Origin of the sequence: Arthrospira sp. PCC 8006 (assembly GCF_046480465.1) — a bacterium.
Taxonomy (GTDB): Bacteria; Cyanobacteriota; Cyanobacteriia; order Cyanobacteriales; family Microcoleaceae; genus Limnospira; species Limnospira platensis.
The window spans coordinates 17,480-32,593 of the sequence record NZ_PKGG01000038.1; the positions used below are offsets into that span (position 1 = coordinate 17,480).

A 15,114-nucleotide genomic window follows, 5' to 3' on the forward strand; every position below is an offset into this window, starting at 1 on the left:
ATGCCTAAATTTTTATCAGATTATTTTAGCCTCAATCGTCGCTATTCTCGGTCTATCAATATCGAGCGAGATTTCGACCAAGTAGAAGCCTTAGCTGGATATGTTCTGACAGAGCGATCGCTAGATGCTCTGGGGCKAATTTTAACCGGATTTACCACCCCCCAAGCTAACCGCGCCTGGACTTTAACCGGAGTCTATGGAACCGGGAAATCTTCCTTTGCTCAATTCTTAATTTCCGCCTGTGCTGACCGCGAAAATACCGCCCACAAGGAAGCATTAGCACTAATTGAAACTACCCTTGGCAGCGAAAGTACAGAGTATTTATCATTAACTAAGGCTATCCCCAAAGCAGGTTTTTTTCGCGCTATTGTAACCGCCCAGCGGGAACCTTTGAGCCATACGATTGTTAGGGCGATGTATAAGGGTTCCCAATTTTTTGGGCAGAACAATAAACCCGCTAAAACACCGCAAATAGCTAAGGAAATAGTAGATTTATATACTGATGTTGAAAACGGCAAATCTATCCAAACATCAAAGATTATCAAGTTGGTTGTCGAAGTAGCCAAAGCTGCCCAAACCCCTGTCTTGATATTGATTGATGAATTGGGAAAAAACCTAGAATTTGTCGCCCAAAATCAGGGAGCCGAAGATTTATATTTGTTGCAGCAATTAGCGGAACTTCCTAGAGAGACAGATTCTCAGATTTATCTAATTGGATTATTGCACCAAGCCTTTGCTGACTATGGGGAAAGATTAAGTTCGGTTCAGCGCAACGAATGGGCAAAAATTCAAGGCAGATTTGAAGATATCCCCTTTAAAGATTCCGCCCCTCAAATGATGCGATTGATTGGTAAAGCCATCGATTCTGCCAATGCCGGAACCCATTTAGAGGGGGTTAATAATTGGGCTAAAGAATGGTTCGATTTACTACCTGACACACTCACGGCAGACATCACTACGGACGTGGTAGGTGCAACCTATCCCCTGCATCCATTGACGGCGTTAGTATTACCTGAATTATGCACCCAATACGCCCAAAATGAACGCTCCTTATTTACATTTCTCACCAGTGCCGAGCCCTATTCCTTCAGGCGCTATTTAGAAGAGACGGCAGCGGATGATACTAAACTGCAGGCATTGAAACTCGATCGCGTTTACGACTATTTTATCGAAGCTGTGGGAATGGGTATCACCTCCCGCCCCAAACTGCAACGATGGATAGAAGTACAGGGCTTAATTAACGATGTTTCCAAAACCCTGGATGCTGACAGTTTACGGGTGCTTAAAACCATCGGAATCTTAAACATTGTCACCACCACGGGGGGACTGAAAGCTACGCGATCGCTTGTAGCTTTGGCAATGTGTGACCGTGTGGACGAGTCCCCAGAGTGGGAAAAGACAATTGATAATTTGCTGCAAAAAGGAATCGTTACCTATCGGCGACAAGTCGATGAATTGCGGATTTGGGCTGGGTCTGATTTTAATGTAGATAGCGCTGTGGCTGACTATTTGGCAAGCGATCGCACTACCCTAGTCGAACTTCTGTCGGAAATTCGCCCTTTGGAACCCCTAGTTGCCCAACGCCACAGTTATATTACCGGTACGCTGCGCTATTTTGAACGGCGCTATCTCGATAATCCTATACATCTCTCGACTCTTTCTTGTACCCTGGAAAATGCCGACGGTGCGATCGCTTATTGGGTGGGGGAAGCATTGCCCAATAATCCGCCTAAAATGACCACCGACGGCAAACCTTTAATCGTGGTTTGTGCCGCTAAATTGGAGACCTTGCGGATACAAGCGCGGGAATTGGCGGCATTGCGACACATTGAAAATAATGCCCCGGAATTACAAACCGATGGGGTGGCGCGCCGAGAAGTACGTTACCGCTTAGTGCAAGCTGAGGAGTTATTTGATGATGCCCTAAGTCAGGCTTTTGACCTGGCAGAAAATCGCAACCGCTGCTGGATTTTGGGACGACCAGAAACTCTCAACCACGTTACCGATTTAAACGCACAACTCTCGCGGGTGTGCGATCAGGTTTATTCTCAAACGCCCACTTTGTGGAATGAACTAATCAATCGGCGCGACCTCACCTCCCAAGGCGCTAAGGCGAGACTGGAGTTGATTTCGGCAATGTTGGAATACGGACCGCGCTCACAGTTAGAATTGACAGGATACGGCCCGGAAGTGAGTATCTATTACTCGGTTTTATCGGAAACCAAAATTCATCGGTGCGAGGATGACCAGTGGGGATTTTACCCGCCGCCAGAAGATTCGGGAATTTTCACGGTTTGGGAGGCGATCGAAACCTTTTGTCTGGAAGCGAAAGAACAGCAGCAGACCCTTGATTTGCTTTATCAGCGCCTGCAAGCGCCTCCCTACGGCATGAAACAGGGAGCGATTCCGGTGTTGTTGGCGGCGGTGTTGTTTTACCATGTGGATGATGTGGGGGTTTATAAAGATGGCTCCTTTATCCCCGTGTTGGGATTGGAACATTTCGAGATATTGGTGAGGTATCCCGATCGCTTTTCGGTGAAATACTTTGAAGTCCTCGGAGTGCGATCGCAAGTCTTTAAAGAATTGGAGGACATTTGGGGCAAACGCAAACCCCTCAATAAACCAGGGCTTCGTAATACCACCCTGTTAACGGTCGTTAAACCCTTGTTTCAGTTCGCTAAGGCATTACCCCCCTATACCACTCAAACTCAGCGCCTCAGCGCCCAAGCAGTGGGGGTATTGCAGGCGTTGCAGCGAGACCAGGAACCCGATGAACTGGTTTTTACATCTTTACCCCAAGCCTGTGGGTTGCCTGCAATTACCACCGGAGAAGACTCTGATGCCAATATTGCCAAAACTCTCCGCGCCAAGCTAGTGGAAGCCTTGCGAGAGATTCAGACCGCCTATGATTGCTTATTAGACCAGTGCCAAACCCGCTTATTTGAAGCCTTTGGCATCAGAAGTCCCGAAACTCGCCTGCGGGAAGATTTGCGAGTCCGCGCTAGTTATATTAGCGGTCAGTGTTTAGAGCGCACCCTCAAGAGTTTTGCAAGGGCGGCAGCGGAGGAAACTAAAAGCGATCGCCAGTGGTTAGAAGCACTGGTGATGATAGTCGCCGACAAACCCGCCGAATCCTGGACTGATGAAGATGCGACCAGATTTGAAATTAAACTCAGTGACATCTCGCGGCGGTTTAAGAACCTGGAAGCCTTGCAAAAAGAAGTCGCCGCCAAAGGGGAGGGATTCGAGGCGCGGCGGATTACCGTTACCCGTCCCGACGGCGAAGAAACTCACCGCATGGTCTGGGTGGAACATGAGTCGGAGAACCAAATAGAGAAATTGGTTGAAGCCACCTTACAAAATCACCTTTTGCGGGATAATCCTCAACTTCAGCAAGCCTTTGTTGCTAAACTAACCGAAAGAGTTTTGGGAGCAACATCCCAGGAGAATCTTGCTCAAATGCAGAAAACCCGTCAGAATACGAAGCATGAGCAACAAACCAATTAGACATATCCTCGGTTTATCCGGCGGCAAGGACAGCACAGCCCTTGCTATCCTTCTGCACAAACAAGTGCCGCAGATGGAGTATTTCTTCTGCGACACCCATAAGGAGTTGCCCGAAACTTACGAGTATCTCGATCGCATCAAAGCCCGCTTAGGGATTAAAATTCACTATCTCAGCGCTCACCGAGGATTTGACCATTGGCTCGACATTCATGGCGGGTTACTTCCCTCTCCCCAAAAGCGCTGGTGTACCGTGATGATGAAAATTAAGCCCTTAGAGGAATTTGTCGGGGACGACGAAACCATAAGCTATATCGGCATCCGCGCCGACGAAAACCGGGATGGCTATATCTCCACCAAGCCGAATATCCGCCCCGTATATCCGTTTAAGGAGAAGGGTTTAGTTAAAGCAGATATCCTCCGCTTGCTAGAAGAGAGCGGCATCGGGCTCCCCGACTATTATCGGTGGCGCAGTCGTTCTGGTTGCTTTTTCTGTTTTTTTCAGCGAAAATATGAATGGGTGAAGCTCGCCGAGGAACATCCCGATCTGTTTGCCCAGGCGGTTGACTACGAGCAAAATCATAGTGACGGCAGACATTACACTTGGACAGATGGGGAGACCTTATTAGAACTACTCGAACGCAAGGAGGAAATTATTGCCAACCATGAGAAAGCAATGGCTAAGGAAATAACCAAATCAGTCCCAAATCGACCTCTAGCTGATGTCCTCTCTTCAGTCTTAGATGAGGAAGATGAGGATTTACCATGTTTGGCGTGTCATTTGTGAAACAGAAGCAAATAGTATAGGAGGGGTACACGAATGCCAAGCGATCGGCTGGAGTTTCAAGGGGGAATCGAGATTGCCAGAATTCCTGAAACTTCAGGTTTGTATGCTTGGTACTACAAGCCGTTAGTTATCGAGCCTAAATCAGTTGAACAAATAATTTCATCTTTCCTTGACCTTCCCGGAGAAATATCGACAGAAATTCAAATGCGTTATGGAGTTCGATTAGTAGCGAAATCGTCTTTAGATGTTGTTTATGGTTTTAAAAGACAATTAGCCTCTGCCGTCATTGCAAACGCCATTGATAGTGCAGATAATTTATTGGTAAATTTCCTAAAATCTAATTCAGTATATTTTTTTACACGACCCATTTATATAGGGATAGCAAAAAATCTTAAACAACGAGTGTATCGCCAGCACTACTTGTGTTTAAATGAATACTGGGATCAGGATTCCGCTGTAAGCAAACATTTGGACGTTTTTCCTGATGCAACAGTTCAATCGACAATGGAATACCTAGGCTTGCCGCATTCATTTGCACTTGAAGCCCGAATTAGAAACATACCGCTAAGAGATTTAGTAGTGCATATATATCCTACTAATGCACTTCCGGCTGATATTGGTCTAGATACTGAAGATACCGAATCAGATTCTGCTTCTAGACGCGATCTAGAGAAGGTACTTCAACTTGTGACAAATCCAATTTGTGGGAGACCCTGATATGTCATTTAGCTTTGGAGTTCAAAAAGATCCGATTTACGGAACCTACGGCGAGTTTACTATCGGTTCAGACGATAACCGAGTCCGCGCTCAGTTTCTGTTAACCAAAATGAAACCTGGCTCAGAAGGGATTTGGGAAAACTCTCTCGCTTCTCAGATGGTTCCTTGGCGGGAAGTTTTTAATATAGAAGAATTAACATTTGATGAACTTCTCCAACGGGATTTAGATGATTCTCGCGTTGCTCATGATATGATACCTTATCTACTAGGAGAATCGGGGGCATTTGCCCGATTTTTTCCTCCAATTATGGCGGTATTAGTCCCTAAAAAAACGGAAAGAACGGGAATCCAGTCTTACTACCCAGCACCGCGCAACGTCACTGAAGTGTCAATCAGCTTTGGTGACTTATTTGATTTTGAAAAAGCTCAAATTGAAGGGTCTATTACTCCGCTGGGAGTCATCAAATATAACCGACAAAAAACTGCCTTCATTATCGTTGATGGTCAACACCGAGCAATGGCTGTTTTAGCGTTACACAGACAAATCAACGATAGCTGGGGTGGGAATAACTTTGCCGGATTTTACAATCACCTCCACCTCACGGAAAATCAAATCAAAAATATCGAATTACCAATTTGCATTGTTTTCTTTCCCGATCTCCACGAAGAAAATGAACAATTCAAGCAGAAGGGAATCAGCTTGCCAGCAGTATGCCGGGAAATATTTTTAGTCGTCAATAAGAACGCCAAGCCAGTCAGTCAATCCCGAGAACTTTTACTGGACGATGAAGACTTGGCAGCTAGGATGATGCGTGAAACCCTTTCCAAATTAAAAGGTCGTGGTGAGTCAGAGGCTTCAATTGCTCATATTTATTCCTTTGCATTTGGAGATTCAGTTTCTGAAGCGCAACACCGCAAGACTGAGGTTGTAGCGGGTCAACTTGAATACACCTCTGCAGTAGCTTTGCACAAAATGCACGCAGCCGTTGCCTTTGGTGTACCCTCCGCTTTCCAGCTTGACTCTAAACAAGATATCACCGATGGCAGAAGAATCCAAAACTCAGAGCGTCCAGCTACAATTTTGATAGGAACGGAACTGCAGAAGTGGTCTACACTTTCCCGTCGTTCTGGTAGATCTCATCCCCCGGATGAAGTGGAACAAGCGGTCAAGTTATTGGGGAATGTTTCGGATGCTGTCATGCTTCCACTCTTTGATCGGTTTCGTCCTTTCGCCGTACACAACTCTGAAATGAGAGCCTTACGCACTCGGTTACTGGATCCAAATTTGAGAGCAGATCCGATTCAGCGCAAGTGCTATAGTCTGCTGTTTGAAGGCAGTGGAGTCCGAAGTGTTTTTGAAGAACATATTAAGCGGCTTCGCGAACGGGAAGACCAACTCCAAGAAGAAGGTCGATCAATTGGAGATTATGTAAAGAACCAGCTACAAGATGCTAAAACAACTGCTTCAGCACTCAATCGGTACGAAAATGAGATCAAAAACCGAACAGCCGCTAAGTTCTTTAGTATTGATTATGAGAGATTTTTCTCTGCTGAAGGCGGCAATGAAGCCGAGCGAAAAGAGTTACTCAATCGAGCCAAGTCAATTTTTGATACGGTTTCCACACAAGCTTTCCAACTCGGATACTTGATGGCGGTTCATTCAGTGGTCGAATTGATGCTAGATACAGGTACACCCTATGATCGGCGTCTTCAGGTCATTAAATTTGTTTCCAATCTGTACCTCAACGCACTGAACACCTACTTTTCATCTGGAACAGAGGTGGAGCATCGGACTCTGACAGGTTTTGTGAATGAACCCAGAGCAAAAGTCTTCGCACCCAATGAAATAGGTTTGCGCGGTCTTTTATCTCAAAGTGTGAAAGAACTTAATGAGAGTCAATGGCTCTTCTTTCGTTATGCCATTTTAGAGATGGTTCACTGCAAACACGCTTATGAGACGCTGCTACAGGGATTAAACACAGCTACCGATGTTTCCCTGTCTGAAGCATATAGAAGAAATTTGCCCTACTTAACTTACGGCATTGTTGAGGTTCGTAACCAATACATTAAAGCAGCAGTTGATACATCCCTAAATTCCACGGAGTTTAAACAAGAGATTCAGCTTGTAAAGGCGAAATCAATTGGTGAGAAAAAATCTGAAGAAGAAATCGCCAAACTAATTGAACAACTAGAAGCTGAAAGAAAAGCAGAAGTCCAAGAAAAGTGCAAACAGAATATCAAAGCGAGTTTGGGAGAACTGGCGAAAGATGATAAAATTTCCAGCCGTCTTTTAGAGAATGTTTCTATGCAAGATAGCGAATAAATACTAGAATAGCTAAAACGCCAGCAGCACCGACCCGATTTGAGGCGATCGCCTATTGAGTTGTCGTAGGTGATAGTCACTAATCCTAAAAGGAGGCGATCTGTCAATAAAAATCTTGAGGATATCCGCAGAAAATGGGACGTTTGATTCCACAGCAGGTATTGAGGAAGGGATGAGTTATTATGACGACAGAGAGCGATCACATCTATCTGAACCATATTTTAGAGTGTAGCGATCGCATTCGAGAATACACCGGCGAAGACCGAAGTATTTTGATGCAAAATACATTGTTGAAAGATGCGGTTTGGCGACGGTTACAAACTTGAGTCTGTCCAGGAGTGATTGACTAAACCCATGATATTCAGAACCCGTTACTATCGAGATCATGTATCTGTTTGGCGGCGGACATCAAGGAGGAATTAGGTCTGGTACTCTCAACGTGCCGGGAATTGTCGGGTTGGGAGAAGCCTGTCGCCTGCGAGGTTTGGAAATGGCAGAAGATGAGGCAAAAATTGCCAATTGGCGCGATAAATTACAGGATTTACTACTTGACAAAATATCGGGTTTGGTGATTAATGGAGATATTAATTATCGCTTATCGGGAAATCTGCATATTTCGATTCCAGATGTTCCTAATAGTGCGATTATAGCACGGGTGCGCGATCGCCTGGCAATTTCTACGGGGGCGGCTTGTTCCTCTGGAGTGGAAGCACCGTCCCATGTTTTGCGGGCGATCGCTTTATCCCCAAATGCCATGGAAGGTGCTTTGCGGATTGGTATCGGCAAATTTACCACTGAGCCGGAAATTGATCGCGCTGCGGAGATTTTAGGGGGTGCTATTGGTACTATCCGTGAGGTGATGGAACCCTAGGGCGATCGCAGCTTTCCCCCCCTCCCAAATTGCTATAATACAGCAACTATTTTTTACAGGTTCTCCAATGTCTATCATTACCCTTGAAGTTCCAGACGAACTCTGGGGAAAACTGACACAAATGGAGGCTCGCCTTTCATTTCTGTCAATCTAAACCGGAGGCGATCGCTTTGACTGCGGAAAAAAGTATAGAACTAAGCCAACACGCCGTCCTAAAAATTGAAGTCTTAGCCACTCACGGAATCACGATTTCTCCCGAGATAATTATAGACACAATCCGCTCGCCAGACAAAGTAGAGTCTAGCGGAGGAGAAAAATACATCGCTCAAAAAAGATTAAATGAGACTTTAGTTCTCAGATGCGTCTATAGAGAATATGCCGATCGCATTTTAGTCATTACCCACTACCCACGAAGGAGGTCGCGATATGAAACGGATTCGATATAGTCCAGATGTGGATGCTTTGCTGATTGAACTATCAGACGAACCCATTGCCTATGCTGAAGATGAAGGCTCCCTGATCATTCACTATTCTCCCAGTGGAGATGTGGTGACAATCGAGGTTTTAGATGTCAAAGAATTTATGGCTAAAGACTCCACTGCTAAAGTTAGTTTTGAAAATTGACGTTTAGCTTGATGTGAAAACTTTAAATGCGTGAGTTAAATGTAACCATTCCCGATGCCTTGTACCAACAAGTAGCAGAATTGGCAGCCCGAGAAAATATCTCCCTTGACCAACTGGTTGCGATCGCCCTTTCGGCTCAAGTTGCCGCTTGGATGACCCAAGATTATTTAATAGAGCGAGGAAAACGAGGAAGTTGGGAACAATTTCAACAGGTTTTGATGAAACTGCCCGATGGAGAACCGGAGGAATTTGATAAGCTGGAGTTGTAGATTGCTGAAGTTGCGATCGCCCACTCTAGGGAGTGTAAAACACATTCCTAGAAAGGCGATCGCAGGTTTCCCCACTCCAAAATTGCTATACTCGACAGGGTAAACGCATCTAATTTGGTATAAAATTTAACTGACAAAAAAGCTGGCATCCAGTATGTGGGAATCAAACGGGTGGCAATGAGTGATGATTACAGAATGCTTATTCTCAAATCCTAGTGTCAATCCTGATTGAGATGTGCTTACCCTGCCCCCTCCCCCTATTTTCGTCAGATGACCACCTATATCTACCCTATTACCCATATTAGAAATTTACCCTCTATCTTGCGTTCTGGTGGCATCCTCGCTAACAATCCCTTAAAATCTCAGGGCATCAATTAGAAGGTCTAAGAGGGTTTATAAAAGCAGGTTAAGTTAGCGGTAAAAACTTGCTGGAATGTAAAAATTATCCATTGCCAGTTTAGGATATGCTACAAACTCTCAGTAGTAATCTGCAAAATTAAATGGTGACAAAGAAAGTTAGCAGGATAAGGCTTTCCTGTTGGAACTGGACGGCGGTGTTTTGAGATTTTATGAATTCTATTTAAAAAATGTGGATGATGATACAAACTACAGGAAAGTTTGGCTTCAATATTACTACATACTTTACTGGTTTGAGTAGAAAAAAGATACCCAAGCATACCACCTTGGCTAGAAAATGGTGCGTATCGACAAGTCAAAAATTCATTATTAATGTCGTTTATATACTCAGAAAGTTTCCCCTCGGAAGGAAGCACCTTTGCTTCTAACGGCCACATCATTCTTCCGTCACCACCATGCATAACAAAAGCAATATCATATTGTGGTGACTGGGCCGGTGGTGCCTTCCTTGTTTCAAATTCATAGGGACCATGTTCTACATCAAATGGCTCCCATCCCGTCATACATTGTCGAATTCTTGGTACAAATCGTTGGGTAATCGTCCTTTCTCGCTCCTCATAATCTTGTTCCCAGCAAATTGTTAATAAGTCACACTCTCGGAGCCGGTCATATCCCTCCCAGACTAATGTTAGGATCAACATTGATTCGTCTTCACACCACTCTTTTGCTAGTTGAACAAAATCAGGTGGAACAGGTAATTTTTTGGTTTCCCACGGTGTTGGTCGTCTCCTAGCCACTTATGACTCCTAATTTAATTTATGAGTAAGATTCAAATCCGCTGTGCCACATCATAAGAGCAGCAGCCACTTCGTCAGCATCCCGTAAAGCCATAGAGCGTGTCCAGTAGCGTCTTTTGTCGGGTTTTACAAAATACACAGTAGGAATGGTTTTTCCATCCAAGTGAATAGAATCATATATTTTAGCAACACGCTGATAAAATATTCCCCCCTCCTCTATACTGGACTTTTCTAAAAATGATTGATTTAACCTCTCTAACTGTTCTATAAGCTCTAAAGAATCTAGGGGTTCAACCTCGATTTCTTCACCCTCATCATTTGGGGTGAGATAAAAAGCAATTAAACGAACCGGAATAGAGGTGTGGTTTTGCTCTTGAAAAATTTTAACACAGATGTTTTTATTTGTTCCAAACCCAGCTTTAATCACCTTTAAAAAATAATTGCAATATTCATTTAAGACATCTTCCGAAGCTCCTGTTTTAAGATCGCTAGATTGGGAACGAGTGCTTTGCCGTCCAGGAGATGAACGATTACCTTTAAAATCAGGTAAAGTGTAATTAAAGATATCCTCAATTAGCAACCACTCACTATCCTTTAAGGAAAAGGCTTCACGCACACGATGGTCTACATCATCAAAATCCAATCTTTGAATATTATGTAATCGCATTGGACTTTCAGGAATTGGAACCCGCAGCAATTCGTTAATATTAGGTTCAGGTCTATAAGAAGCAAAGCGGCCACTTGACAAAAGAAGATAATAAACAGCAAGCTTGCTGTTATAAGTTAGACAAGCCGCTTCTAAAGTTGAAGTATATTGAGGTGCAACATGGATAGTCACGTAACTTTCAGAACAAAGCACTCCTTGCTTATCTTCATCTGATCGGATAATTGCTGCTTGAAATCTTTTGGAATCAATTGTCCAAGCTTGCTTTAAAATTAGTTGGGGTATTTCAAACGCCGACAAATCGCTAGAATCTCGTGAATGGGTATCAGGATCCGCGTTAATAGGCAAATCTTCTGGATTGATAAAAATAAATGGACCCTTGGGGAACTGCCGTAACAGGCGTTTTCCCAGTATATCTTCCTGATACTTTTTTCTATCACCCCGGATAATACCTTGTCTTTTAATGGCAATTTTAGCACGCTCCAGTTTCTCAAAGTTTTGTCCTTGGCTCAACCGGCGCACTAAAGCTAAATCCCGTCTGCCGCCCCACATTAATACAGTCCACACCAAAGAATCTTGGATTGCTTCTTGCGGATAAATTAAATTGATATCATAAGGTTCTATAACTATCCGGTAATCATCTTCATTACTGGCAACAGGCTTTGGGCAGATATAAGACAATGGTTCACCATTGGGCAATTCGGCAGACATCGTGACAATGCAAGTGGGTGAAATAGCATCTTTGAATAACCCAAATCGCAAAGCAGATAAATTCACAATTTCATCTACTTTATATTCACAAAAAAGTTTGTGCCGGAATTCTTGAGCTGTGCTAATTTGATTGAAAATTAGCCCCCCAGCAGGCTGCATCATTGCAATCGGTTGACCAGCCTTTGCTAAAGCCGCAGATTTGGGCAAGAAAAGTGGGCCAATATTGCCGTAAGTAATCGGCCACTCATTGTCTCTTGCCCAAGAATTCGCAAATCGAGTAACGGTATTTCTTCCCCAAGGAGCATTACCTATCACTAAATCGTATTGCCCCGCATCATGCACTGTGCGAAACCCTTCTACATTTTCTTGGAAAAAGTCTGCGGATATTAATCGCTTGTCTCTCAAGCGTGGAAAGCGTACTTGCTCCCAATAATATCGAGGATCGATTTCATCACACATAGTCAAGTAAAGGCTAAATGAAGCTACCCTTACTGCTTGCGGATTAACATCTACTCCAAACAAATTACCTGCAAGAATTTGTTGCAATATGGGTGCAGTTATTTCTTCGACTGGATAAGCTTTCTTCCATCTATAAATAAGTCGCTGAAATGCTTTTACTAGAAAAATGCCCGATCCACAAGCCGGATCAAGGATTTTCAGATCCCACTCGTCACTATCCCACGGCAAGACGCCATCCAAGATAAAGTCAACCAGATGTCCTGGAGTATAGTGAACTCCTTTGTCCGCATTTTTTTTTCCCTTGTCAACAAATTCTTCATAAATACTACTAATGAACTCAAGGGGTATGGCATCAAAGGAATACTGCGGCCAGAGGCAACCCTGTCCCGTTTCCATTTCCAGATCGCCACTGACAAATTCTGCAAGCAGATTGAGATGTTGTTCAGTGACTTTATGTTCCTCTACTTGCCATTCGTGTTCGCGTTCCCCTTCGGTCGCTCCTTTTCCGGGAAATAAATCTCCATTAAATTTATTGTTAAGCCAGCGAAAGAAATTATAAGTATCTGTTTTATTTCGCAAAATTTCAGTTAAATTTGCATGGCTTTCTAATAAATATGCTTGTTCATATAAATGAGTTAGTAAATCTGGATTGAAAGCGGCGTTTCCCTGGGAATCTTTTCTGTCAAATAGAAATTGAATGAAAATAATCCGGGCTAATAGATCGTGGATGGTGTCGTAATCGAGTTTAAGTTTATTAAGTTGCTTGCGGACACTTTTGAGATTGCTCAGGAGCATTTGGTCAGCAGACTGGCTACGCTGAAATCGCTTATTATTAGCTTGAAAAAATTGCCCTGACACCAAATCAGCCCAGTGGATGCGGAAAGTATCAGCCGCCTGTTGCGAGAGAGAGGGCTGATCAAATAATTCAAGTTGCTGACGCGAAACTTCAGCAACTGGTCTGAGATTCTCAAATTCGGTTGGTGGGCCTTCGTAACAGCTCCAAATTCGCAACCGATCTGGTTCCGCCGTAATTAGCGACGGAGAGCGAGCAAAACTCCATGCAAGTCTGTAAGTTTCTTTAAGAATGGCCTCTGATACTGGAATAGGAAACTGACAGACCACGGCGATAGGGGCCTCAGTTTCATCCCCTTGAGGATTTGGAGCCAGCACTCCCACTTGGAGGTCAGCACCAGAACCATTTAAAAGATTTTTGATATTCCTTCCCAGTTTTTCCCGAGCTAGGCGTGCATACACGCTGGGTCCAGCACCTGTTGGCTCCATGACTTGAGCCAGTTCAGGCCAGTGGAGCTTTTGGTGAGCTAGTTCTAGTAATCCAGAAACAGACATAGGACGGTTTAAGCTGCCATTACAGCAGAAGGCGACAAGAGGGCTATCGTTTTCTTGATTGAAGACGATTTGGCCTTTTCTTGCGGTGTTGTCATCCGTTATTATATTCCAGTAGCGCTAAAATTAAATAAATTGGTGCGAGACGTTTAGGAGTCAAATAAGGCTGCAATGCCTGAAATAACCTCCTAGTGGGACTTGCACCCCTTGGTGGAATATAAGGGATTCGCACCCCTGACCATCCCATAACTGTTTATATGTCCCGACGCTTGGAGAAATCTAAGCAAGGCAGGGGACTCAAGGTCATAAACCAACTGAGAAATCAGGGCGTTGAGAGTAACGGCGATAGCCACCCCCAGTTTTGGGAATCACAATCTCAGGATTGAAGCTGGGAACGGAAGGCTCCGAGGTGCAACCCAACACCAGAATCGAGACCACTGCCAACCATCCATGATTAGGGAAACCGAATGTCCGGCTTGAACCATCGTAATAATATAGTAGCGAAATAGGTTGATACGCTGCGCTCAAAAGAGTAAGGGGAAAAGTAGGGGCTTCTATTTACTACCTACACAGACCTTTAAAAGTACCCCGGTGGAAAGGACAAATCTAAAGATGGAATGCCCATATAAACGGAACGTTTTAAGTCCTCCTGGACTCTGATTATCTGGTCGAGATATCAGTAGGGATAAGTGTAACCGCAAGTCCTAGAGGATGTGAGATGTGACCAGAAGCCAACGCCCAACTGTAATGGTAGGGATATGCTAACAGGTCACGGTTTGATTGTAAGAATAGAGTCTAGTAGGAGTCAATATGACGAAATCGAGAGAAAGTAAGGGATTTGGGAAACCAAAACTTACAAAGACGTGCGTTTGTATGGAGAAGTATTAACTGGGCCAAGGTTCAGAGATACGTCTTTAAGCTCCAAAAGAGGATATTTCAAGCAGCTAAATCGGGACAAGATGCAAAGGTAAGAAGGTTGCAACGTCTATTGGTGAAGTCATATTATGCCCGGCTCCTAGCAATACGGCTGTAGGGGCGGGTTCCACGGTCAGCCATGCTTCCCAACAGTCAGCTTAATAAACCCGCCCCCCAAGCGGGTCAAGGCAAGAAAACAGCCGGAGTTGATGGAGTAAGAGCAATCTCTCCAAGACAAAGGTTTGAATTTGTGGAGAGCATTAAGGGAAATCTCAAAGCCAAACCACTGCGACGGGTGTGGATTCCAAAACCCGGTAGGGATGAAAAAAGCTGGAATAGGAATTCCCACAATCCAAGACAGAGCAAGGCAAGACTTGGTTAAGTCGGCTTTCGAACCTGAATGGGAATCGAGATTTGAAGGCACTAGTTACGGGTTCCGACCCGGACGGTCAGCACAAGATGCAATAAGTAGGATTTACCAGAGTATTAATAAAGGTGAATATTACGTGCTAGATGCTGATATAGCGTGCGAGACGTTTAGGAGTGAAATAGGGCTGCAATGCCTGAAATAACCTCCTAGTGGGACTTCCACCCCTTGGTGGAATATAAGGGATTCGCACCCCTGACCATCCCATAACTATCTATGTGTCTCAACATCTGGCTTCGACAACCAGATAAGGCAGAGAGACTCAAGGTCAAGACTGAGCGAAAAAAGAGAGGAGTTGTGAACCCCTTGAGTATAACGTAAGGTTGAGAGTAACGGCGATAGCCA

General features: G+C 44.3%; 15 protein-coding genes. 12 read left to right on the forward strand and 3 right to left on the reverse strand.

Features of this window, described 5'->3' with window-relative positions; all coding sequences use genetic code 11:
- From B9T16_RS08390 to B9T16_RS08405, 4 genes are read left to right on the forward strand one after another with little or no spacing between them, the layout of a single operon-like run.
- Entirely contained in the window at positions 1-3,507 is a 3,507-nt protein-coding gene (locus tag B9T16_RS08390) for a hypothetical protein (RefSeq protein ID WP_410244532.1), read from the forward strand.
- Positions 3,488-4,291: a phosphoadenosine phosphosulfate reductase family protein gene (locus B9T16_RS08395; protein ID WP_006618802.1), complete on the forward strand. Its 804-nt coding sequence runs from the start codon at positions 3,488-3,490 to the stop codon at positions 4,289-4,291. Before B9T16_RS08390 ends, B9T16_RS08395 begins: the two co-directional genes overlap by 20 nt.
- Positions 4,292-4,324: 33 nt before the next feature.
- The gene (locus tag B9T16_RS08400; protein WP_006618803.1) at positions 4,325-5,008 is read left to right on the forward strand and encodes a hypothetical protein; all 684 of its coding nucleotides are present in this window, start codon (positions 4,325-4,327) and stop codon (positions 5,006-5,008) included.
- A 1-nt stretch (position 5,009) separates the two neighbouring features.
- A complete protein-coding gene (locus B9T16_RS08405) occupies positions 5,010-7,331 on the forward strand; it encodes a DNA sulfur modification protein DndB (RefSeq protein ID WP_410244533.1) in 2,322 nt (773 codons plus the stop codon).
- A 12-nt stretch (positions 7,332-7,343) separates the two neighbouring features.
- Here the strand turns inward: B9T16_RS08405 and B9T16_RS08410 are convergent, their stop codons facing one another.
- A complete protein-coding gene (locus tag B9T16_RS08410) occupies positions 7,344-7,484 on the reverse strand; it encodes a hypothetical protein (protein ID WP_157888722.1) in 141 nt (46 codons plus the stop codon).
- Between the two features lie 29 nt (positions 7,485-7,513).
- Between B9T16_RS08410 and B9T16_RS08415 the strand changes: the two genes are divergently transcribed.
- The 5 genes from B9T16_RS08415 (at position 7,514) to B9T16_RS08435 (ending at position 9,473) form a co-directional block, all read left to right on the forward strand.
- The gene (locus B9T16_RS08415; RefSeq protein ID WP_006618805.1) at positions 7,514-7,657 is read left to right on the forward strand and encodes a hypothetical protein; all 144 of its coding nucleotides are present in this window, start codon (positions 7,514-7,516) and stop codon (positions 7,655-7,657) included.
- 59 nt (positions 7,658-7,716) lie between these two features.
- The gene (locus tag B9T16_RS08420) at positions 7,717-8,202 is read left to right on the forward strand and encodes an aminotransferase class V-fold PLP-dependent enzyme (RefSeq protein ID WP_014276325.1); all 486 of its coding nucleotides are present in this window, start codon (positions 7,717-7,719) and stop codon (positions 8,200-8,202) included.
- Positions 8,203-8,628: 426 nt separating this feature from the next.
- Positions 8,629-8,826 carry a DUF2283 domain-containing protein gene (locus B9T16_RS08425; RefSeq protein WP_006617485.1) on the forward strand — a complete coding sequence of 66 codons (198 nt, stop codon included), beginning with the start codon at positions 8,629-8,631 and terminating at the stop codon, positions 8,824-8,826.
- 26 nt (positions 8,827-8,852) lie between these two features.
- Positions 8,853-9,095 carry a hypothetical protein gene (locus B9T16_RS08430; RefSeq protein ID WP_006617484.1) on the forward strand — a complete coding sequence of 81 codons (243 nt, stop codon included), beginning with the start codon at positions 8,853-8,855 and terminating at the stop codon, positions 9,093-9,095.
- A 270-nt stretch (positions 9,096-9,365) separates the two neighbouring features.
- Positions 9,366-9,473, forward strand: a complete 108-nt coding sequence (locus B9T16_RS08435) for a DarT ssDNA thymidine ADP-ribosyltransferase family protein (protein WP_071941261.1) — start codon at positions 9,366-9,368, stop codon at positions 9,471-9,473.
- An 89-nt stretch (positions 9,474-9,562) separates the two neighbouring features.
- On the opposite strand, the gene B9T16_RS08440 is transcribed toward B9T16_RS08435, so the two are convergent.
- Both B9T16_RS08440 and B9T16_RS08445 read right to left on the reverse strand, forming a co-directional pair.
- The gene (locus B9T16_RS08440) at positions 9,563-10,249 is read right to left on the reverse strand and encodes a hypothetical protein (RefSeq protein ID WP_006617483.1); all 687 of its coding nucleotides are present in this window, start codon (positions 10,247-10,249) and stop codon (positions 9,563-9,565) included.
- Between the two features lie 19 nt (positions 10,250-10,268).
- On the reverse strand, positions 10,269-13,430 hold the full coding sequence (locus B9T16_RS08445; RefSeq protein ID WP_006617482.1) for a class I SAM-dependent DNA methyltransferase: 3,162 nt from the start codon (positions 13,428-13,430) through the stop codon (positions 10,269-10,271).
- 835 nt (positions 13,431-14,265) lie between these two features.
- On the opposite strand from B9T16_RS08445, the gene B9T16_RS08450 reads away from it, so the two are divergent.
- The 3 genes from B9T16_RS08450 to B9T16_RS08460 are packed head-to-tail and all read left to right on the forward strand — an operon-like array spanning position 14,266 to position 14,914.
- A complete protein-coding gene (locus tag B9T16_RS08450; RefSeq protein ID WP_410244534.1) occupies positions 14,266-14,460 on the forward strand; it encodes a reverse transcriptase N-terminal domain-containing protein in 195 nt (64 codons plus the stop codon).
- Positions 14,461-14,481: 21 nt separating this feature from the next.
- The gene (locus B9T16_RS08455; RefSeq protein WP_014276328.1) at positions 14,482-14,724 is read left to right on the forward strand and encodes a hypothetical protein; all 243 of its coding nucleotides are present in this window, start codon (positions 14,482-14,484) and stop codon (positions 14,722-14,724) included.
- On the forward strand, positions 14,663-14,914 hold the full coding sequence (locus B9T16_RS08460) for a hypothetical protein (protein WP_410244535.1): 252 nt from the start codon (positions 14,663-14,665) through the stop codon (positions 14,912-14,914). The genes B9T16_RS08455 and B9T16_RS08460 overlap by 62 nt, the downstream gene beginning before the upstream one ends.
- Positions 14,915-15,114 lie beyond the last annotated feature (200 nt).

Excerpts from the sequence above, each read along its gene's own strand:
- B9T16_RS08395 (WP_006618802.1), top strand. The coding sequence starts at position 3,488 with ATGAGCAACAAACCAATTAGACATATCCTCGGTTTATCCGGCGGCAAG.
- B9T16_RS08420 (WP_014276325.1), top strand. The coding sequence starts at position 7,717 with ATGTATCTGTTTGGCGGCGGACATCAAGGAGGAATTAGGTCTGGTACT.
- B9T16_RS08445 (WP_006617482.1), bottom strand. The coding sequence starts at position 13,430 with ATGTCTGTTTCTGGATTACTAGAACTAGCTCACCAAAAGCTCCACTGG.
- B9T16_RS08435 (WP_071941261.1), top strand. The coding sequence starts at position 9,366 with ATGACCACCTATATCTACCCTATTACCCATATTAGAAATTTACCCTCT.
- B9T16_RS08460 (WP_410244535.1), top strand. The coding sequence starts at position 14,663 with ATGAAAAAAGCTGGAATAGGAATTCCCACAATCCAAGACAGAGCAAGG.
- B9T16_RS08400 (WP_006618803.1), top strand. The coding sequence starts at position 4,325 with ATGCCAAGCGATCGGCTGGAGTTTCAAGGGGGAATCGAGATTGCCAGA.
- B9T16_RS08405 (WP_410244533.1), top strand. The coding sequence starts at position 5,010 with ATGTCATTTAGCTTTGGAGTTCAAAAAGATCCGATTTACGGAACCTAC.
- B9T16_RS08425 (WP_006617485.1), top strand. The coding sequence starts at position 8,629 with ATGAAACGGATTCGATATAGTCCAGATGTGGATGCTTTGCTGATTGAA.
- B9T16_RS08455 (WP_014276328.1), top strand. The coding sequence starts at position 14,482 with ATGCTTCCCAACAGTCAGCTTAATAAACCCGCCCCCCAAGCGGGTCAA.
- B9T16_RS08415 (WP_006618805.1), top strand. The coding sequence starts at position 7,514 with ATGACGACAGAGAGCGATCACATCTATCTGAACCATATTTTAGAGTGT.
- B9T16_RS08430 (WP_006617484.1), top strand. The coding sequence starts at position 8,853 with ATGCGTGAGTTAAATGTAACCATTCCCGATGCCTTGTACCAACAAGTA.